Here is a 19747-nt window from a genome sequence, read left to right as displayed (position 1 = left end):
TTTCAATACCAATATCAAAATTCAATTTTAATATCAAAATTGAATAGTATAGTTTTGAAACTAGGTTTAATTTATTTTTTATAAAAAGGTAATTTTACCACTTTAGCCGGAACATCATTTTTCCTGATTCGAATAAAAATAGTACTTCCAATAGCACTATTTTCATTAGTTACATATCCCAAGCCAATACCAATGCCAAGTGAAGGAGACATTGTTCCTGAAGTTACAATACCAATTTTATTTCCAGAGGAATCTACAATTTCATAATCGTGTCGAGGCACAGCGCGCTCCTGCATCTCAAATCCTACTAATTTTCTAGAAACTCCAGTTTCTTTTTGCTTTTTCAGATTTTCAGAATTGGTAAACTCTTTGTTAAATTTTGTAATCCATCCCAAACCGGCTTCAATAGGTGAGGTGCTGTCATTAATATCATTTCCGTACAAGCAAAAGCCCATTTCTAAACGTAAAGTATCTCTCGCTGCCAAACCAATAGGCTTTATCCCAAAAGCAGCACCCGCTTCAAAAACTTTATTCCAAATGGTTTTAACTTGGTCATTTTTGCAATAAATTTCAAAGCCACCTGAACCTGTGTAACCTGTTGCAGAAATAATTACATGCGGAAAACCTGCAAAATCTCCTACTTCAAAATGATAATATGGAATTGTTGATAAATCTATTGAAGTTAAGGACTGCATTGCTTCTATGGCTTTTGGTCCTTGAATAGCCAATAAAGAATAATCATCCGAAAGGTTTTTCATTTCTACATCCAAATCATTATGACTAGAAATCCAATCCCAATCCTTTTCGATATTTGAAGCATTTACAACCAATAGATATTGTTTTTCTTTAATTTTATAGATAATTAAATCATCAACAATACCACCATCTTTATTTGCCAAACATGAATATTGGGCTTTTCCTATGGTTAATGTAGCTGCATCATTCGTTGTCACTTTCTGAATTAAAGCTAGTGCATTTGGTCCTGATAGTAAAAATTCACCCATATGAGAGACATCAAAAACGCCAACATTATTGCGAACGGTTTCATGTTCAGCATTTACGCCTTCATATAAAATAGGCATGTTATATCCAGCAAACGGAAGCATTTTAGCTCCCAAGCTCTCGTGAACCTCAGTTAAAACAGTATTTTTCATTTGTTTTTTTGCAAATTTATTGATTAATTAATGATAAGCAAACGTTTTAAAGAAGCATTTAGCTTATTGTTAATTTCTATTCATTAATCATAATTTGTATTGAAGGCGGTTAAAGAAATAATATTTTTAAAATTTATAGATTTTTAATCAATGTGTTTCTTTTTTTTTATAATTTTATAAAGAAATCAACTTAAATAGAATTTGGTTTTTATTATTTAATTACATTTTAATCTTAAAAATATGGTAGTACAATATCAAGGGAAACAAAATGGAGTTCCTACAACATTTACAATTAGAATAATTGGAAACAATCTATCGAAAAGTAGTTCAAATTACCAAGTTGATTTATTGGTGTCAAATAAGCAATTACCTACTTTTACGACATCTATTCACCAAAGTTTATATAATTGTTTAAAAGAGATTTATTTATTTAGAAAACACAACCATATTAATTTTGATGCTGCTTCAGAAACAGTTTCAACTCAATTAGTTCCTTATGATTTGGTTTTATACAACTCCAATAAGAAAGTTTTGTTTTTAGAATAAAAACTCTATAATTAAAAAAAAACTAAAAAAATATGTTTAATCATAAAAAGCCAAACGATTGTACGTTCTTATTTATTTATAAAAGTCAATAAATATTTATATTCAAAATTGTTTATCAAGAAAACATCCAAGTCCAATTTTGCTAACTCCAGTAATTGTATTACCAATATCTATTTACCATTTGGCATTTTAGTCTAATCCAAATTGATAGCCTAATTTTGAAACCGTATCCTAAGAGTTGAGTTTCTGTTTCAACTAGAAATAGCATTTACTAAATCATAAACTTCAATACTTTTATTTTTTAGATTTTTTAGCATTTTCCGTAAGTTAATTCATTAGTAATCAAACGCAATAGTTTCATTCATTATACCCTCGTTAATTTTTTTTGGAATTGCATCATTATCACACTGCTTTACTAATTGTGTTAATTTTTTGAACTAGTTTTATTCATTTAAAATTAAGCTTAAAATTTAATAATAAAAAAAGAGGAAATTTAACAAATAATTTTGCTAAATTCCCTCTAAATTGTTTAAAATAAATGAACTATCCTAAAATACCAATAATTTGAGAAGCTAGTTCAGTACCAATTCTATCTTGTGCTTCATCAGTTGCGGCACCAATATGAGGTGTCAAGGAAATTTTTGGATGCATTAAAATTCTCATTTCTGGTTTAGGTTCGCTTTCAAAAACGTCTAAACCTGCAAAAGCTACTTTTCCGCTATCTAATGCATCAATCAAGGCAATTTCATCAATAACGCCACCACGAGCACAATTTACAATACCTACGCCATTTTTCATAGTTGCTAACTCCTTAGCTCCAATGATGTATCCGTCTTGAGCCGGAACGTGTAAAGTAATAAAATCAGCTTCTTCAAACAAAGATTCTAAAGATTGTGATACAATAGTTGTTGTAATAGATTGACCATCAAAAAACTCCACTTTTACATCCACTTGTGGAATAAACATATCTGCAGCAATAACTTTCATTCCTAAGCCAAGAGCCATTTTTGCTGTAGCTTGACCAATACGTCCAATTCCTACAACTCCGAGTGTTTTCCCTCTTAATTCAGTTCCGTTAGCGTATGCTTTTTTCAAACCGTCAAAATTAGAATCGCCTTCTAATGGCATGTTTCTATTGGAATCATGTAAGAAACGTACACCAGAAAACAAGTGTCCAAACACCAATTCAGCAACACTTTCTGAGGATGATGCTGGAGTATTTATAACATGAATTCCTTTACTTTTAGCATAATCTACATCAATATTATCCATTCCAACTCCTCCACGACCAATAATTTTCAGGCCAGGACACGCATCAATAATATCTTTGCGAACTTTTGTAGCGCTTCGAACTAAAACTACACTAACATTGTTTTGATTTATGTAATTGGCTACTTGTTCTTGTGCCACTTTTGTAGTAATCACTTCATAACCACCTTTTTCTAAAGCAAGAATTCCACTTTTAGAAATTCCATCATTTGCTAATACTTTCATTTTGAGTTTATTTGTTTATTTGGCTAACCGTTTAATCGATTTGATTTTGATTAACATAAATTATTTATTGTTTAGAAAATGTATTCGTTAAGTTAATTGTATATTTAACAAATTAACAAATAATCGATTAAACTTTTGTTTCTAAATCCTTCATAACATCTACCAATACCTGAACACTTTCTAGAGGAAGTGCATTGTACATAGACGCTCTATATCCACCAACAGAACGGTGACCTGGCAAACCAGAAATTCCCGCTGCTTTCCACATGGTATCAAATATTGGAGCATGCGCTTCATCATTTAATAAGAAAGTAGCGTTCATTGTAGAGCGATCTTCCGCAACTGCTGCACCTTTAAATAAAGGATTTCTGTCTATTTCAGCATAAATTAGTGCGGCTTTAGCGTTGTTTATTTTTTCAATTGCAGCAATTCCTCCAAGGTTTTTCAGCCATTGCAAGGTTAATAGTGAAGCATAAACAGGAAAAACAGGTGGTGTATTGTACATACTTTCTGCTTTAATATGCTTAGAATAATCTAAAAAGCTAGGTATAGTTCTTCCGTTTTTTCCTAAAATCTCTTCTTTTATAACTACAAGTGTAGTTCCTGCAGGTCCCATATTTTTTTGAGCACCGGCATATATTAAGTCGAATTTTGTAAAATCTAACACTCTAGAAAAAATATCTGAACTCATATCACAAACAATTGGCATATTCAAATTCGGAAATTCCTTCATTTGAGTACCAAAAATGGTGTTGTTGGTTGTACAATGAAAATAGTCTGCATCGGCAGGAACAGTATATCCTTTTGGAACATGATTGTAATTTTGCTCTTTTGATGATGCCACAATTACCGTTTCGCCAAAAAACTTTGCTTCTTTTATAGCTGCACTTGCCCATGTACCAGAGTCTAAATAAGCGGCTTTTCCATTTTCTTTCATTAAATTGTATGGCGCCATCAAAAATTCTAAACTTGCTCCACCTGAAAGAAAAAGTGCTTGATACCCTTTTCCGGTTAATCCTAAAAGATCTAAAGCTAATGCTCTAGCTTCGTCCATAACGGCAACAAAATCTTTACTTCTATGTGATATTTCTAGTATTGATAATCCTGAATTGTTAAAATTAAGAATGGCTTCAGCCGATTTTTCGAAAACTTCTTGAGGCAAAACACATGGTCCAGCGCTATAATTATGTTTTTTCATAGTATGATTTTAATTCAAAAAATTAAGGTGCAAATTTCGGAAATAGAACTCAAATTAGGTCTCTTTTTACTTTTTATTATTTTGGATGTTATTAACAATAACGTTGTAGTTGTATCGTAAAATATTTAATTTATCATGCAAGTGATATTAAAAAATCGATAGTATCAAGATTATCAGCATAATCCCAGAGTTGTGGTTTTTGAGTTGTTCCAAAAGCGACGCTATTTTCTATTAAGTTATTAGATACAATGCATTGAATTTGATCCTTTTCCGTTTCCAATCGTTTTTTTATCTCATCTAAGTCATGGTAATATTCATAAAAAACACTTGCAATAGGCGAGGAGTAGCTTGTATCTTCTTTGATCGTTAAAAATTCATTATCTAATAATTTAAAATTACTCATCAGAAAAACGGCTTTATTATAGTCGTAATTATTGGCATATTTTTCATATTTTATAACATCTTGATAGGGAAACATCCCATTAAAAAAAAGGTCAAAATTGTATCCTTTAGGGATGAATAATTTAGAGACATTTCTACAACCTAAACCAAAATAAGAAAAAATATCTTTGCCCAATGCAATCATCTGTTCTTTAGATTCTGTCCCGTTTAAAACAGCAACAGAATTTCTAGATTTTCTGATAATACTAGGTTTGTCTTTAAAATAATAGTCGAAATAGCGCGATGTATTGTTGCTTCCAGTGGCAATTACTGCATCAAAATTTTCAAGTTTGCCCTCTACGAATGTAATGTAGTTATTTAGTTCAGGTTCAATTGAAATGATGTATTTGGCTAAAAAAGGCAATAAATGCTGATCGTTTGAGGATGTCTTAATCAAAGCTTTATGACCTGAAAGTAAGACACAAATAAAATCATGAAAGCCAACTAAAGGTATATTTCCTGCAAGAATTAATCCAACTGTTTTGGCATTTACAGTACTAAAATCATACGATGAAATCCATTGGTTAAGATTATCTTCGGTCAAGGCTTCTGCCCAGGATTCTATAGCAAAAATGACATTTTCTTTAGTGTACCAACCATTGTGCGATTGCGATAGTTCAATTAAATTTAAAAAATCTTCAAAGAATAACTCATTATTTATAACAGTATCATTTTTAAGATTTTTTGTTGATGAAAATTGACTTAAAAATTTTCCTAATTCAATAAAAATATTTTTTTTTTGCTCTAAAGTCAGAATGATTTGCATTTGAAATGTTTTGATTGTAATTTTGCACAAAAATAAGCTATAAATAGTTATAAGTCAAAAGTGAATGCGTAAAGCGTAAAATCTTCTAACTTTATAACTTCTAACTTCTAATATAATACAATGGCAATTATAATAACAGACGAGTGTATCAATTGTGGTGCTTGTGAGCCAGAATGTCCAAACACTGCAATATATGAAGGTGCTGACGATTGGCGATACAAAGACGGAACAAAGATTAGAGGGAAAGTAGTTTTACCCTCAGGTGAAGAAGTTGATGCTGATGAGGCTCAAACTCCAATTTCTGATGAAGTTTACTATATAGTACCTGGAAAATGTACAGAGTGTAAAGGATTTCATGATGAACCACAATGCGCTGCGGTTTGTCCGGTAGATTGTTGTATTCTTGATGACAATCATGTAGAAAGTGAGGAAACCTTGCTAAATAGACAAGCTTTTCTTCATAACGAATAGCAATAACCTGAGTGAAAGCTCAGGTTTTTTTTATCTTTTTAATATACTATTTCATTAAATTGTAGGTTGCTTTTATGAATTGTTTAATTTTGAAGCAAGTTTTTATTAGATTTGTTTCAAGTTAAATTATTTATGTTGAGAAATATACTTGTTTTATTTTCTATTTTTTTGTCTTTCGCGGTTTCATCTCAAAATGTAGAAAAAACTATTTTGTTGAAGGACAAAGAAACCAATCTTCCGATAGAAGATGCAACGATTTTAATTTTAAAGACAAAACAAAATTTGTTGAGTAATTCTGAAGGGAAAGTCAGTTTTGTTTTAAAAGGCACTTCAAATATCGAAATAACGCACACTTCGTATACTGCAATTACTATTAGATCAACCTCTTTAAAAGAAATGGAGACCATTATATATTTGAACAATAATGTAAATGGTCTTGATGAAATAATTCTTACCAAGCGTCATCCGCAAAAAATTCTTTCTTCATTAATTGAAAATTCAAAAAAGAAGCTCACGGTACCAGCACGACTAAAAGTATATTCACGAGAATTTTTTAAACTTAACGGAGAATATTCTTATTATAATGATGGACTAATTAATTTTCAGATTTATGATAGGGTACAGAAAGCGAATTCTAATATATTAGTAGAACAAAATAGATCTATTGGTTTACTTGATAATGTGAATACATCAGATTTATTGGGGTATAACCTAAATGACATCATGGAAAACTATTATAATTTTAAGTATTTAAATCCACTTTTAGAATCAGTAGCCAAAAAGGAGTTTGATTTTTTAATTAAAGTCTACTCCAAAAACAAAGAATATAATATTATAACCGCATATCCAAACGAAAATTCTAAAAGATTATCAGATGATTTTTCAATAATTTATGATCCTAAAGAGAAATTAATTATTGAAGTTAGTTCGGTAATTTCTCCTAATGAATTGGCTAAGACTAAAGAAAAAACAGCTATCGGAAGTAAAAATATTTATAAATCATTATTTAAAACTATTTATAAAATAGATAATGCGAACTATTATTTAGTAAGTTCTAAAGAAGAAATTGGTTTTGAAAAAATAGAAAAAAGCGGAACTAAGAACATTGAAGTTCGTAATTATTTTTTAACTACTAATTTTAGTACTAAAAATTATAGCTTTAAGGATAGTGAAGTTTTTAAAGATAAAACACTTTACAATAAAAAGAACGTAGTTCTATCTGATTACTGGAATGTATCAGGATTAACAGCTACTGATGAAGAGCAGCAAATTATTAACTTTATAGATAGTAGAGATTAAAGCTAGGGTGTTTAAAAAAAACAAATCCTGTTCGCATTAAAACGAACAGGATTTTATATTTTGTTTTGTGCTATTTTTTAAAAATTAAATCCTAAACGAGCATAGTAATACGCTCCACTAAAACCCATTTGAACAGCATCCCAGTAGCCACCTGCTTCTGTATTTCCTTGTTCATCTTGTTTGTCGGGATATATATTAAATAGGTTATTACTACCAATACTCAGTTTTAATTGTTTTGATAATTGATAACCAAATGTTAAATCAGTAACTGTTTTAGCAGTATAAACATCATCTTCGTTGTTATAATCTACTAAAACTATTTTGCTAAATCTTGTAAAAGCTAAACCTGCATCAAACTTTTTTACGTTGTAATTAAAATTTAAGCCAAATTTACTTTTAGGAGCTGAAGCCAATAGAAATGCTTTTTCTCTAGCGCCAAAGAAGATTTCTTCATCAAGAGATTTGTTTTTCACATTTAATATTCTCATTCTATTTATGTTTCCAGCAAATGTGATTCCAAGTTTTGAATCATTCCAATTCTTTTTCCAGGCAAAAACTAAGTCAATCCCTCGAGTATCTGTATTAACACCATTAACAAAAAACTGAGCAGCATCAACATTAAGATTCAAAGCAGAAGCATCAAAATAGCCGGTTAGTACGATTCTATCTTTTACATTTATCAAATAACCATCTACGGTAGCCGTAAAGTTTTTATAAGTTGCAGTAAAACCAATTGATGCATTCATTGATTTCTCTTCTTTTAATTTGTCAATTCCAAAACCTTTAGTTACAGGACTATCATTTTCAGAAAGTAAAACTTCAGTTGCTCCGCTAGCATTAAAATTTGTAAAGTTAGTATTGAAATAGATTTGCGCTAACGAAGGAGCTCTAAATCCCGAACTAAATGAACTTCTTAGATTAATCTTATCACTTAATTTAAGTCGATATCCATATTTAAAATTTAATGTGTTACCAAAATCGCTATAGTTTTCGTAGCGTAGAGCTGCAGTCATCAAAAATATTTTTGAAACTTCTAGTTCAGTATCTAAGTATAATGATTTGCTGTTTCTACTCTTGTCAACTACATTTTTAGGACTAAATCCAGGAAAACCTTGAGAACCACCTGGTCTAACAAGAGTTTCTGGGTTGTCATCAGAAATTGGTAAGCTAGTATCAAAATCAGGATTAGGTATTGTTGGTGCAAATTGAGTTGTAGGATCTGTAATAGGATTACCATTAGTATCGTATGTTGCATAAGACCCTATTTCACCTGCAGCAATGTTATATTTTTCAATTCTATATTCTGCACCAAAAGCCACATTTAACCCATTCAAAACAGTTTCAAAATTTCTTGAAAAATCTAAATTCGTTGTGTTTTGACTTAAACTAAAACCACCAGCATCAAACTCTTTTGGTGAAGCATTTTCTAAAGTAGCATTTAGTGTTCCTTTTATGGTATAATCAAAAATATTTTTTCCGTATGCGTTACTTAAATCAATTTTCCAGCCGTTTGTAGTTTTTGTTCTAAATCCTCCAGCAATTGAGTTGTCAGCAATTTTAGATGTAATTCTAGGTGTAAAACCTCCTGGATAAATACTTTCTACTACACGTTCTCCCCCGTTTCTGGTAAAGGCATAAGCATCGGTATTTCGATTGTTTGTTCCTCCAAAAGCATAAAAGTCAATTTTATTAGTAATGGGTATGGATAGGTTTGCCATTAAATTTAATCCTATTATACCGGCTTCTCCAAATCCTTTTCTAAAATCATAACCTGGTCTTAAAGTTTTCTCTTTATTTAAAAATTCTCCAGTTAAGTTTACATAGCCACCTTTTTGACCAATTTTAACACCATAATTTGCAGCAACTTTTACGGAATTTCCATCAAAGTTTTTGTTTTTACCTATAGAATTTCCATTGCCGTTTTCATCCAATCTAAAATCTTTTGTATTAGGAGTTCCAGGAAGAAAATCCCCATCAGCATTGGTATTAAACATTCCATAAGTAACAGCACCTGTCAACTCATTTACATTATCATTTAATACAATATTGATAACTCCAGCAATTGCATCTGAACCATATTGTGCCGCGGCACCATCCCTTAAAACTTCAATTCGTTTTATAGAACTAGCTGGAATAGCATTCAAATCGGTTCCGGTATTTCCCCTTCCTCTTGTTCCGAAAAGATTAATCAATGATGATTGATGTCTTCTTTTTCCGTTAATTAACACCAACGTTTGGTCTGGTCCCAATCCTCTTAATGAGGCTGGATCTACGTGGTCGGCACCATCTGAACCGGATTGTTTGTTAGCATTAAATGAAGGAGCAACGTATTGAAGCAACTCATTAATTTCTAATTTACCACTTTGGGTAGTAACATCTTTTACATTAATAATGTCAATTGGAACAGCTGAATTGACAACAGTTCTTTTAGAATTTCTAGAACCTACAACTTGAATTTCTTGTAATTCTTGCCCGCCAGAAGATAAAGTTACATCAATTTTGGATCCATTTGTTGTGCTTTTCTCGATATTTAAATACCCTAAATAACTAAAAATTAATGAAGCTCCTTCATTTACTTTTAACTTATAAATACCATCAAAATCTGTTGAAGTACCGTTTGAAGTACCTTTTTCTAAAACATTCACTCCAGGTAATGGTGATCCAGCTTCATCTACAACTCTTCCAACTACTTCTTTTTGAGCAAATAGAAAAGAGATCTGTAATAAAAATAATAATAATGTGACTTTTTTCATAATAAATGAATTAGTTATTAATTGTTTTTGTTTAATCACTTGCAATATAATATTTTTTTAACTTAGTTTTAACGTACAGATTAAAATTGTATTAAATTCTTATCAGAAAATATAAACCTTTATATTTGCACACTTTTTAGAATAAAAATTAATCGTTAACAAAAATGTTAATAGTCAACTCATAAAAAATGAAAGCAGGAATTGTAGGATTGCCTAATGTAGGAAAATCAACTTTATTTAATTGTTTGTCTAATGCTAAAGCGCAAAGTGCTAACTTTCCGTTTTGTACTATAGAACCCAATATTGGTGTTGTAAACGTTCCTGACCCTAGAATAAATAAACTAGAAGAATTGGTTAAACCTGAGCGCGTTCAGATGGCAACTGTAGATATTGTTGACATTGCAGGATTAGTAAAAGGGGCGAGTAAAGGCGAAGGTTTAGGCAATCAATTTTTAGGAAATATTAGAGAATGCAATGCTATCATTCATGTTTTGCGTTGTTTTGATAATGACAACATTATTCATGTTGATGGTAATGTAAATCCAATTCGAGATAAAGAAACCATTGATATCGAATTGCAATTGAAAGATTTAGAAACCGTTGAAAAACGGTTGGAAAAAGTAAAACGTGCGGCGAAAACAGGCAATAAAGAAGCACAAGTTGAAGAAGGATTGCTTAACAGAATTAGAGAATCATTGCTTCAAGCAAAATCAGCTAGAACCGTTACGCCAAAAGGATATGAAGAGGAAGAGTTGTTTGAAAGCTTTCAATTAATAACTTCAAAACCCGTTTTATATGTTTGTAATGTCGATGAAGATTCGGCAGCGACAGGTAATAAATATGTAGATCAAGTTCGGGAATTGGTTAAAGATGAAAATGCCGAAGTCATTGTTTTAGCAGTCGGAACCGAAGCTGATATTACGGAACTCGAAACCTATGAAGAACGTAAAATGTTTCTTGAAGATATGGGTTTAGAAGAGCCTGGCGCTTCTGTTTTAATTCGTGCAGCTTATAAATTGTTAAAACAGCAAACTTATTTCACTGCAGGAGTTAAGGAGGTTCGTGCTTGGACTATTAACATAGGTGCAACTGCACCTCAAGCGGCTGGAGTAATTCATACTGACTTTGAGAAAGGATTTATTCGTGCAGAAGTAATTTCTTACGAAGATTACATTCACTACGGAACTGAAGCAAAAGCCAAAGAAGCTGGAAAATTTAAAGTAGAAGGTAAAGAATATATTGTAAAAGATGGCGATGTCATGCATTTTAGATTTAATGTTTAAATATCAAAAACTAAGTGGAATTTGAATACATAAAAACCTACAAAATTTCTTTTGTAGGTTTTTTTTGTTTTTGTAAAAACAATTTAGTTTCTTTATAATCCTAAAATTCTATTAAAATGAAACTGCAGCAAGTAAAAGTTGATGAAAACAATGAAGAAAAAATCTTGTTTTCTACAGACGAATTTAATTTTCAAAAAGCTGATTTAGTTCTTGCTTTTGGCGAAAGGACATTTTTAGAAAAAGCAACTCCATTTCAGAAATTGAAAAGTCTGTATCCAAATGCCCAAATTGTAATTTGTTCTACATCTGGACAAATCTCAAATACCAATTTAGTTGAAAAAAATTTAGTCGCAACTGCAATAGCTTTAGATAAAACAACTATTAAAGTCTCTGAGATAGATATCCTGTTAAATTCAGATATTCAGGTTTTAGGAAATAAAATTAAAAAAGATTTACTTACCGATGATTTGAAATCAATTTTAATCATTTCTGAAGGAAGCTTTATTAATGGTACTGAACTCATTAATGAGCTAATTTTACAAACAAACGAATTGATTCCAATTTTTGGAGGGTTAGCTGGTGATGAATACAATTTCGAAAAAACTATTGTAGGATTAAATAACGATGCTTCATCTGGGAAAATTGTTGCCATTGGTTTCTATGGTGATGCCATACATTTTGGTTTTGGCTCAGAAGGAGGTTGGAGTGATTTTGGTCCAGAACGTGAGGTTACTCTTTCTAAAAAAAATATTTTGTATAAAATAGGCGACCGTTATGCCTTAGATTTATATAAAGAATACCTTGGAAAATATGCTGATGAGTTACCAGGATCTTCATTGTATTTCCCTCTTTCAATGAAAGAAAATGAAAATTCTGAACCAATTGTTAGAACCATTTTAGCTATAGATGAAGAAAATAAATCGATGACTTTTGCAGGAAACATTCCAATTGGATCTATGGTTCGGTTAATGAAAGGGAATTTTGATAAACTTATTGATGCTTCTTATAATGCTGCGGAACTTATTCGTAAAAAACAAAAAAAAGAACCAGAATTAGCATTATTAGTAAGTTGCGTTGGAAGAAAGATAGTGCTTGGTAATAGAATAGAAGAAGAAATAGAAGTAGTTAAAGAAGTTTTTGGAGATGAAATGCTGGTTTGTGGCTTCTATTCTTATGGTGAAATTTCACCAACACTAAGTAAAGTTGCTTGCGAGTTGCACAATCAAACCATGACAATAACAACGATGTATGAATCGTAATGAATAATCAAAACATTCATAGACAACTTAAACGGCAAATAAACAAATTTTTGTCAGATGACCTCATTGCCAATAATGAAGCTATTGCCAAATTTATTGAAGTAGTGAATTTGTCCTATATGAGTTATGAACGTGATGCAGAATTGTTTGAACAATCTTCTCGGTTAAATGACATTGAATATTTTCAAATTAACTTAAAACTAAAAGAACAATTAGGCGATAAAGAAGATGTTCAAAACAAGTTAATTCATGCAATAAAGCAATTGAATGACAACGAATTAAAGATTGGAAATGAAGACAATGTAATTGATTTATTAAATGTTTTAAATAAAGAAATTGATTTTAAAAAAGAATTTCAAGATCAATTGTATTTGGCTAAATTAAATGCTGAAAAAGCAAATGAAGCAAAGTCTGATTTTCTTTCTATAATGAGCCATGAGATTAGAACTCCTTTAAATGCTATTATAGGACTAATATATATCATGGAAAAAGAGAATACTTTAGCCAGTTTTCAGGAAAATATTGAAGTTTTAAAACATTCTGCTAAGAACTTATATTTACTTATAAATGACATTCTCGATTTTAATAAAATTGAAGCTGGAAAAATTGATATCGAAAATATTCCATTTGATTTAAAAGAGTTAGTTGTACAACTAGGAAAATCATTAGAAGTAAAAGCTCAGGAAAACTCAAATAATATTTCAGTTATATTTGACCCTAATTTTACTCCAAATATTATTAGCGATCCACTACGAATTGGGCAAATTCTAACTAATTTAATTTCAAATGCTATTAAGTTTACTAAGAACGGTCGTGTTACCATTAAAGTAAACCAATTAGAAATTAATCAAAACAAATCTAAATTTAAAATTCAAGTTATTGATACTGGAATTGGTATTGAATTAGATAAATTTGAACAAATTTTTCAAAAGTTCGAACAAGCAGAAAAAGCTACAACAAGAGAGTTTGGTGGTACAGGATTAGGATTAGTAATATCTAAAAAACTACTTCAGTTATTAGATTCTGATATAGAGTTGCAAAGTGAATTAGGCAAAGGATCTACCTTTAGTTTTACTTTGAATGTGCCTTTTTTTACTGATAGCTCAGATTTAAAAAATGATTTTTTATTTCATGATTATCAAGAAGAAAATCTTGAAGGATTACGGGTGTTACTAGTGGAAGATAATCTAATAAATGTTAAAGTAGCCGAAAAAATCTTGTCACAATGGAATGTACAAGTCGATGTTGCATTAAATGGTTTAATTGGTACTCAAAAATACGAAAAAGGAAAGTATGATGTCATTTTAATGGATTTATCAATGCCAGTAATGGATGGTTACGAAGCTACAATGAATATTAGGTTTAGAGATCCTATAATTCCAATAATTGCCTTAACTGCATCTGCATCTTATGGGTATCTTGAAAAAGCAATATCATTAGGAATCAATGAATATATTATTAAACCATTTAATCCTAAAGAGTTAAACCTAAAACTCAGAAAATATTATAAAAGTAATTTATAATAATATAATGGATGTAAGATTAATTTTAATCTAAATAATTAATCCTTTTTTTTAATTTTTATGTTATAGATCTCATTTGTTTTCATTTGAAAATTTGAAATCGAAAATCATAAATGTATTGTCAATATCATTATTAATAACTTCTCAATTTTCCATTTTTATTTTCTATCAAATTCCACTATATTAGCACACCTGTGATTTATGCCTAAGCATACACTAAATAGAACTCAGTAAAATTCGATACCAATAAAGATGTCAGACCAAACCCAGTATAACGAAGACAATATACGATCACTCGATTGGAAAGAACACATCCGTATGCGTCCTGGTATGTACATCGGGAAACTCGGTGACGGTTCTTCGCCAGACGATGGTATTTATATTTTACTAAAAGAAGTCTTGGACAACTGCATTGATGAATTTGTGATGGGAGCAGGAAAAACCATCGAGGTTACCATCAAAGATAAAACCGTTACCGTTAGAGATTACGGTCGTGGAATTCCTTTAGGAAAAGTGATTGATGTGGTTTCTAAAATGAATACAGGTGGAAAATACGATTCGCTAGCTTTTAAAAAATCAGTTGGATTAAATGGTGTAGGAACAAAAGCTGTAAATGCTTTGTCGAATTATTTCCGAGTAGAATCTGTTCGTGATGAGAAGCAAAAAGCAGCTGAATTCTCTGGCGGAAATTTGGTGCTTGATGAAGAAATTATTGATACAACCAAACGAAAAGGAACTAAAGTTACATTTATTCCTGACGAAGTCATTTTTAAAAATTACAAATTCCGTATGGAATATGTAATAAAAATGCTTAAAAACTATTGTTACTTAAACAACGGTTTGACTATTTTGTTCAATGGCGAAAAATACTATTCTGAAAACGGATTAAAAGATTTACTAGAAGAAACTATTAATGCTGATGATTTAGAATATCCAATCATACATTTGAAAGGCGATGATATAGAAATTGCCTTAACACATAGTAAAACCCAATATTCAGAAGAATACCACTCTTTTGTAAATGGTCAAAACACCACACAAGGAGGAACACATTTGGCTGCCTATCGTGAAGCAATTGTAAAAACCATTCGGGAATATTACAACAAACCTTTTGATGCTTCCGATGTGCGAAAATCGATTGTAACGGCAATTAGCATCAAAGTCATGGAACCCGTTTTTGAATCGCAAACCAAGACCAAATTAGGTTCTACCGATATGGGTTCAGAAGCCGGAATGCCTTCGGTTAGAACGTTTGTCAACGATTTTGTAAAAAATAAATTAGACAATTACCTCCATAAAAATCCGCAAACAGCCGATGCCTTGTTGCGTAAAATTTTGCAGGCAGAACGAGAACGAAAAGAACTATCAGGCATTCGAAAATTAGCAACCGATAGAGCCAAGAAAGCCAATTTACACAATAAAAAGTTGAGAGATTGTCGTGCTCATTTACCCGATACTAAAAATCCAAGAAATTTAGAGAGTACTCTTTTTATCACCGAGGGAGATTCCGCTTCGGGTTCGATTACCAAATCGCGAGATGTCAATACTCAAGCCGTATTTAGTTTGCGTGGTAAGCCTTTGAATTCGTACGGAATGAGCAAAAAGATTGTGTATGAAAACGAAGAATTCAATTTATTACAAGCCGCTTTAGATATTGAAGATGGATTAGAAAAATTGCGTTACAATAATATTGTAATCGCCACCGATGCCGATGTAGACGGAATGCACATTCGTTTATTATTAATTACATTTTTCTTGCAATTTTTTCCAGAGTTAATCAAAGAAGGACATTTGTATATTTTGCAAACGCCCCTTTTTAGAGTTCGAAATAAAAAAGAAACCATCTATTGCTATTCAGAAGAGGAACGTAAAGACGCTATCGAAAAATTAAAACCCAAGCCAGAGATTACCCGATTTAAAGGATTGGGAGAAATATCGCCCGATGAATTCAAAAATTTTATTGGAGAAACCATTCGGTTAGATCCTGTAATGATGGATAAAAATACCTCAGTAGAACAATTATTGTCTTTCTATATGGGTAAAAATACACCAGATAGACAAGTATTTATCATCAATAATTTGAAAGTAGAATTGGACTCGATTGAGACGAATTAACTTAAACGCTATGGAAAATCAAGATATTCGATGGAAACAAAGGTTTGAACATTTTACAGGTGCATTCAAACAATTAAAAAATGCTAAAAATATTCAAATAGAGAGAAGTTTTACAGAGCTTGAGCTTCAAGGTGTTGTCCAAGCTTTTGAAGTTACTCAAGAGCTTTCTTGGAAAGTAATGAAAGATTTTCTAGAAGAACAAGGCAAAACCGATTTGTTTGGAAGTAAAAATGCTGTTAAAGAGGCCTTTAATGTTGGTCTTATTACAAATGGAGAAATATGGTTAGAAATGATAAAAAGCAGAAATACCACTTCCCATATTTATGATCAAGCTGAGATTTTAGAAATTATGAAAATTATTTTAAATGATTATTATGAAAAATTTTCAGAATTTGAATCAAAAATGAAAAACTATTTATAATGTTTGGTATTTATCCTAAAAGTTATAGAGAAATTTTAAAAATTATTGATAGTTGTATTTCTATTGATGAGGTAATAATTTATGGTTCACGAGCAAAGGGAAATTTCAAAGAAGGTTCGGATATTGATATTACACTTAAAGGGGAAGTAACTAATGATGATTTATCAAAACTTTGGCATAAATTAGATGATAGTTATATTCCATATAAATTTGATATTTCAATTTACAAGGACTTAAAATCGCAATCGTTAATTGAGCACATCAATAGAGTAGGTAAAAAATTATACAAAAGAAATACTGAAACAATTCAGCATAAATGAAAGACGAAGACGAAGATAACATTTCAGAAGACGAAACAAACGACGACTTAAACGAGTCCATTGGTGACGAAGGTTTTGATGATATCGTTTCTTCGGGAGGAAATCATTTCTACGAGAATGATGAAAATACCGAAGATACCATTACCAAAGTTACAGGAATGTACAAAGACTGGTTTTTGGATTATGCCTCATATGTAATTCTAGAACGTGCCGTCCCTGCTATTGAAGACGGTTTCAAACCCGTACAACGACGAATCATGCACTCACTCAAAGAGTTGGACGATGGTCGTTACAATAAGGTAGCCAATGTTGTAGGGCACACCATGCAGTATCATCCTCACGGAGATGCGAGTATCGGTGATGCCATGGTGCAAATTGGTCAAAAAGAATTGTTGATTGATTGCCAAGGAAACTGGGGTAACATCCTAACGGGTGACAGCGCTGCGGCTTCCCGATACATTGAAGCACGTTTGTCTAAATTTGCTTTGGAGGTTTTGTATTCACCAAAAATCACCGATTGGGGCGTTTCTTATGATGGTCGTCGTGCCGAACCTAATAACCTTCCCGTAAAATTTCCATTGCTCTTAGCACAAGGTGCCGAAGGAATTGCTGTTGGACTTTCAACTAAAGTATTACCACACAATTTTAATGAACTCATAGATGCTTCGATAAAAATTCTGAAAGGAAAACCTTTCACCCTTTTTCCTGATTTTCAAACGGCCGGAATTGCAGATGTTTCCAATTATAATGACGGTATGCGGGGCGGAAGAGTGCGGGTTCGTGCCAAAATTTCACAATTGGATAAGAATACGTTGGTCATTACCCAAATTCCATTTTCGACCAATACCACTACTTTGATTGACAGTATTTTGAAAGCTAATGAAAAAGGTAAAATCAAAATCAAAAAAATAGAGGATAATACTGCTGCTGAGGTTGAGATATTAATCCATCTTTTTCCAGGAGTTTCTCCAGATAAAACCATTGATGCTTTGTTTGCTTTCACGGCTTGTGAAACTTCGGTAGCGCCATTAGGTTGTGTCATTGAAGACAATAAGCCACTTTTTGTTGGTGTGTCTAAAATGTTGAAAATCTCTACAGATAGAACGGTAGATTTGCTCAAGGCAGAATTGGAAATTCAATTAGAGGAATTAAAAAACAAATGGCATTTTTCGACTTTAGAAAAAATCTTCATTCGGGAAGAAATGTATATTGATTTTAAATTGTATTCTGACAGAGAATCACTTTATTCTTATATGTACGACCGATTTGAGCCTTTCAAAAAATCATTTGTTCGCGAAATTAACGATGATGATTTGCAACGATTGACCCAGATTCCGATGATTCGTATTACGCGTTTTGACTCGGACAAAGCCGATGATTTAATTGCCAAGTTGGAAGACGAAATGAAGGAAGTCGAATTTAATTTAGCAAATTTAACCGATTTCGCGATTGCTTATTTTACCAAATTAAAAGAGAAATACGGAAAAGGTCGAGAACGCCAAACGGAGCTGCGAAGTTTCGACAATATTGAAGCGACAAAAGTAGCTTTACGTAATACTAAATTGTATGTCAATAGGGAAGAGGGTTTCGTAGGAACAGGTTTAAAAAAAGACGAATACGTTACCGATTGTTCCGATATTGATGACGTGATAGTTTTCCTTCGTGATGGAAGTATGATGATTTGCAAAGTAGACGATAAAAAGTTTGTTGGAAAAGACATTATACATGTAGCTGTTTTTGATAAAAGTGACAAACGTACCATTTACAACATGATTTATCGCGATGGAAAATCCGGCCCAGCCTATATTAAACGATTCAATGTTTCGGGAGTTACAAGAGATAAATTGTACGATTTAACGAATGAAAATAAAGGTTCACAAGTTTTGTATTTCACTCATAATCCTAATGGTGAAGCAGAAGTAATTACCATTTTATTGCGTCAAATTGGAAGTATAAAAAAATTAAAATGGGATGTTGATTTTGCAAGCATCGCTATAAAAGGTAGGGCTTCAAAAGGAAATATCGTTTCTAAATATCCAATAAAGAAAATAGAAATCAAAGAAAAGGGAATATCAACTTTACTTCCAAGAAAAGTTTGGTTTGATGACACAGTACAGCGCTTAAATGTCGATGCTCGTGGTGAATTACTAGGAGAATTTAGGCCTACTGATAAAATTCTCGTGATTTCACAAACCGGAAAACTCAAAGTTAATATTCCAGAATTGTCAACCCATTTTGATGAAGACATGGTGGTTTTAGAAAAATGGATACCCAATAAACCCATTTCTGCAATATACTATGATGGCGAAAAAGAACGCTATTATGTGAAGCGTTTTTTGGTGGAAACCGAAGGAAAGGAGGAGAGTTTTATTACCGATCATCCCAACTCGCAATTGGAAATTGTAGCAACAGATTATCGTCCTGTAGCCGAATTAGTTTTTAATAAAATAAAAGGGGTACAAAAAGAAAATTTAACTGTAGATATTGAAAGTTTTATTGCCGTTAAAGGTTTTAAAGCATTAGGAAATCAATTGACTACTGACAAAGTAAAACAAATCAATTTATTAGAGCCATTGCCTTATGAAGCACCTGAGGAAATTGTTCCAGAAAAAATAGAAATAGAAAATCAAGTCATTGATGATGGCGATATTCAATTAGACGATGATGGACAGATAACTTTATTTTAGTTGGCATTCTGAAATCT

At 31.6% G+C, this 19747-nt stretch carries 15 protein-coding genes; 10 read left to right on the top strand and 5 right to left on the bottom strand.

The genetic code is table 11. From position 1 onward, the window contains the following. Window positions 1-71: 71 nt before the first annotated feature. Complete coding sequence (gene gcvT, locus ACFQ0S_RS08920; protein ID WP_379755973.1) at window positions 72-1154, bottom strand: glycine cleavage system aminomethyltransferase GcvT; 1083 nt, start codon at window positions 1152-1154, stop codon at window positions 72-74. 240 nt (window positions 1155-1394) lie between these two features. On the opposite strand from gcvT, the gene ACFQ0S_RS08915 reads away from it, so the two are divergent. Further along, complete coding sequence (locus ACFQ0S_RS08915) at window positions 1395-1700, top strand: hypothetical protein (RefSeq protein ID WP_379755976.1); 306 nt, start codon at window positions 1395-1397, stop codon at window positions 1698-1700. A gap of 543 nt (window positions 1701-2243) precedes the next feature. Here the strand turns inward: ACFQ0S_RS08915 and ACFQ0S_RS08910 are convergent. From ACFQ0S_RS08910 to ACFQ0S_RS08900, 3 genes are all read right to left on the bottom strand, one after another. After that, the gene (locus ACFQ0S_RS08910) at window positions 2244-3194 is read right to left on the bottom strand and encodes a D-2-hydroxyacid dehydrogenase (protein ID WP_379755979.1); all 951 of its coding nucleotides are present in this window, start codon (window positions 3192-3194) and stop codon (window positions 2244-2246) included. A gap of 127 nt (window positions 3195-3321) precedes the next feature. Further along, window positions 3322-4392, bottom strand: a complete 1071-nt coding sequence (serC, locus tag ACFQ0S_RS08905) for a 3-phosphoserine/phosphohydroxythreonine transaminase (protein ID WP_379755982.1) — start codon at window positions 4390-4392, stop codon at window positions 3322-3324. Between the two features lie 133 nt (window positions 4393-4525). Beyond that, window positions 4526-5599, bottom strand: coding sequence for an acyl-CoA reductase (locus ACFQ0S_RS08900; RefSeq protein ID WP_379755985.1), 1074 nt, complete (start codon window positions 5597-5599; stop codon window positions 4526-4528). Between the two features lie 120 nt (window positions 5600-5719). On the opposite strand from ACFQ0S_RS08900, the gene ACFQ0S_RS08895 reads away from it, so the two are divergent. Beyond that, complete coding sequence (locus ACFQ0S_RS08895) at window positions 5720-6070, top strand: 4Fe-4S dicluster domain-containing protein (RefSeq protein WP_379755988.1); 351 nt, start codon at window positions 5720-5722, stop codon at window positions 6068-6070. Window positions 6071-6202: 132 nt separating this feature from the next. Next, complete coding sequence (locus ACFQ0S_RS08890; protein ID WP_379819083.1) at window positions 6203-7369, top strand: hypothetical protein; 1167 nt, start codon at window positions 6203-6205, stop codon at window positions 7367-7369. A gap of 77 nt (window positions 7370-7446) precedes the next feature. Here ACFQ0S_RS08890 and ACFQ0S_RS08885 read toward each other — a convergent pair whose 3' ends face one another. Beyond that, complete coding sequence (locus ACFQ0S_RS08885) at window positions 7447-10122, bottom strand: TonB-dependent receptor (RefSeq protein WP_379755994.1); 2676 nt, start codon at window positions 10120-10122, stop codon at window positions 7447-7449. A gap of 188 nt (window positions 10123-10310) precedes the next feature. Here ACFQ0S_RS08885 and ychF point away from each other — a divergent pair, with 188 nt between their 5' ends. The 7 genes from ychF (at window position 10311) to ACFQ0S_RS08850 (ending at window position 19730) form a co-directional block, all read left to right on the top strand. Continuing rightward, window positions 10311-11405, top strand: a complete 1095-nt coding sequence (gene ychF, locus ACFQ0S_RS08880; RefSeq protein WP_379755997.1) for a redox-regulated ATPase YchF — start codon at window positions 10311-10313, stop codon at window positions 11403-11405. A gap of 116 nt (window positions 11406-11521) precedes the next feature. After that, entirely contained in the window at window positions 11522-12664 is a 1143-nt protein-coding gene (locus ACFQ0S_RS08875) for an FIST signal transduction protein (protein ID WP_379756000.1), read from the top strand. 50 nt (window positions 12665-12714) lie between these two features. Next, a complete protein-coding gene (locus ACFQ0S_RS08870) occupies window positions 12715-14187 on the top strand; it encodes an ATP-binding protein (RefSeq protein WP_379756003.1) in 1473 nt (490 codons plus the stop codon). A gap of 252 nt (window positions 14188-14439) precedes the next feature. Beyond that, window positions 14440-16302 carry a DNA topoisomerase IV subunit B gene (locus ACFQ0S_RS08865; protein WP_379756006.1) on the top strand — a complete coding sequence of 621 codons (1863 nt, stop codon included), beginning with the start codon at window positions 14440-14442 and terminating at the stop codon, window positions 16300-16302. A gap of 10 nt (window positions 16303-16312) precedes the next feature. Further along, entirely contained in the window at window positions 16313-16723 is a 411-nt protein-coding gene (locus ACFQ0S_RS08860; protein WP_379756009.1) for a nucleotidyltransferase substrate binding protein, read from the top strand. Further along, window positions 16723-17043 (top strand): nucleotidyltransferase family protein, encoded by a 321-nt coding sequence (locus ACFQ0S_RS08855; protein ID WP_379756012.1) that lies wholly within the window; start codon window positions 16723-16725, stop codon window positions 17041-17043. Before ACFQ0S_RS08860 ends, ACFQ0S_RS08855 begins: the two co-directional genes overlap by 1 nt. Continuing rightward, on the top strand, window positions 17040-19730 hold the full coding sequence (locus ACFQ0S_RS08850) for a DNA gyrase/topoisomerase IV subunit A (RefSeq protein ID WP_379756015.1): 2691 nt from the start codon (window positions 17040-17042) through the stop codon (window positions 19728-19730). Before ACFQ0S_RS08855 ends, ACFQ0S_RS08850 begins: the two co-directional genes overlap by 4 nt. Window positions 19731-19747: the final 17 nt, after the last annotated feature.

Source organism: Flavobacterium myungsuense (genome assembly GCF_042677265.1).
GTDB classification, from domain to species: domain Bacteria; phylum Bacteroidota; class Bacteroidia; order Flavobacteriales; family Flavobacteriaceae; genus Flavobacterium; species Flavobacterium myungsuense.
The sequence above is the reverse complement of the archived record's forward strand: the minus strand, read 5'-3'. Positions and strand labels throughout refer to the sequence as shown.

Coding starts and splice junctions, on each gene's coding strand:
- gcvT (WP_379755973.1), bottom strand. CDS start 1,154: ATGAAAAATACTGTTTTAACTGAGGTTCACGAGAGCTTGGGAGCTAAA.
- ACFQ0S_RS08915 (WP_379755976.1), top strand. CDS start 1,395: ATGGTAGTACAATATCAAGGGAAACAAAATGGAGTTCCTACAACATTT.
- ACFQ0S_RS08910 (WP_379755979.1), bottom strand. CDS start 3,194: ATGAAAGTATTAGCAAATGATGGAATTTCTAAAAGTGGAATTCTTGCT.
- serC (WP_379755982.1), bottom strand. CDS start 4,392: ATGAAAAAACATAATTATAGCGCTGGACCATGTGTTTTGCCTCAAGAA.
- ACFQ0S_RS08900 (WP_379755985.1), bottom strand. CDS start 5,599: ATGCAAATCATTCTGACTTTAGAGCAAAAAAAAAATATTTTTATTGAA.
- ACFQ0S_RS08895 (WP_379755988.1), top strand. CDS start 5,720: ATGGCAATTATAATAACAGACGAGTGTATCAATTGTGGTGCTTGTGAG.
- ACFQ0S_RS08890 (WP_379819083.1), top strand. CDS start 6,203: ATGTTGAGAAATATACTTGTTTTATTTTCTATTTTTTTGTCTTTCGCG.
- ACFQ0S_RS08885 (WP_379755994.1), bottom strand. CDS start 10,122: ATGAAAAAAGTCACATTATTATTATTTTTATTACAGATCTCTTTTCTA.
- ychF (WP_379755997.1), top strand. CDS start 10,311: ATGAAAGCAGGAATTGTAGGATTGCCTAATGTAGGAAAATCAACTTTA.
- ACFQ0S_RS08875 (WP_379756000.1), top strand. CDS start 11,522: ATGAAACTGCAGCAAGTAAAAGTTGATGAAAACAATGAAGAAAAAATC.
- ACFQ0S_RS08865 (WP_379756006.1), top strand. CDS start 14,440: ATGTCAGACCAAACCCAGTATAACGAAGACAATATACGATCACTCGAT.
- ACFQ0S_RS08860 (WP_379756009.1), top strand. CDS start 16,313: ATGGAAAATCAAGATATTCGATGGAAACAAAGGTTTGAACATTTTACA.
- ACFQ0S_RS08855 (WP_379756012.1), top strand. CDS start 16,723: ATGTTTGGTATTTATCCTAAAAGTTATAGAGAAATTTTAAAAATTATT.
- ACFQ0S_RS08850 (WP_379756015.1), top strand. CDS start 17,040: ATGAAAGACGAAGACGAAGATAACATTTCAGAAGACGAAACAAACGAC.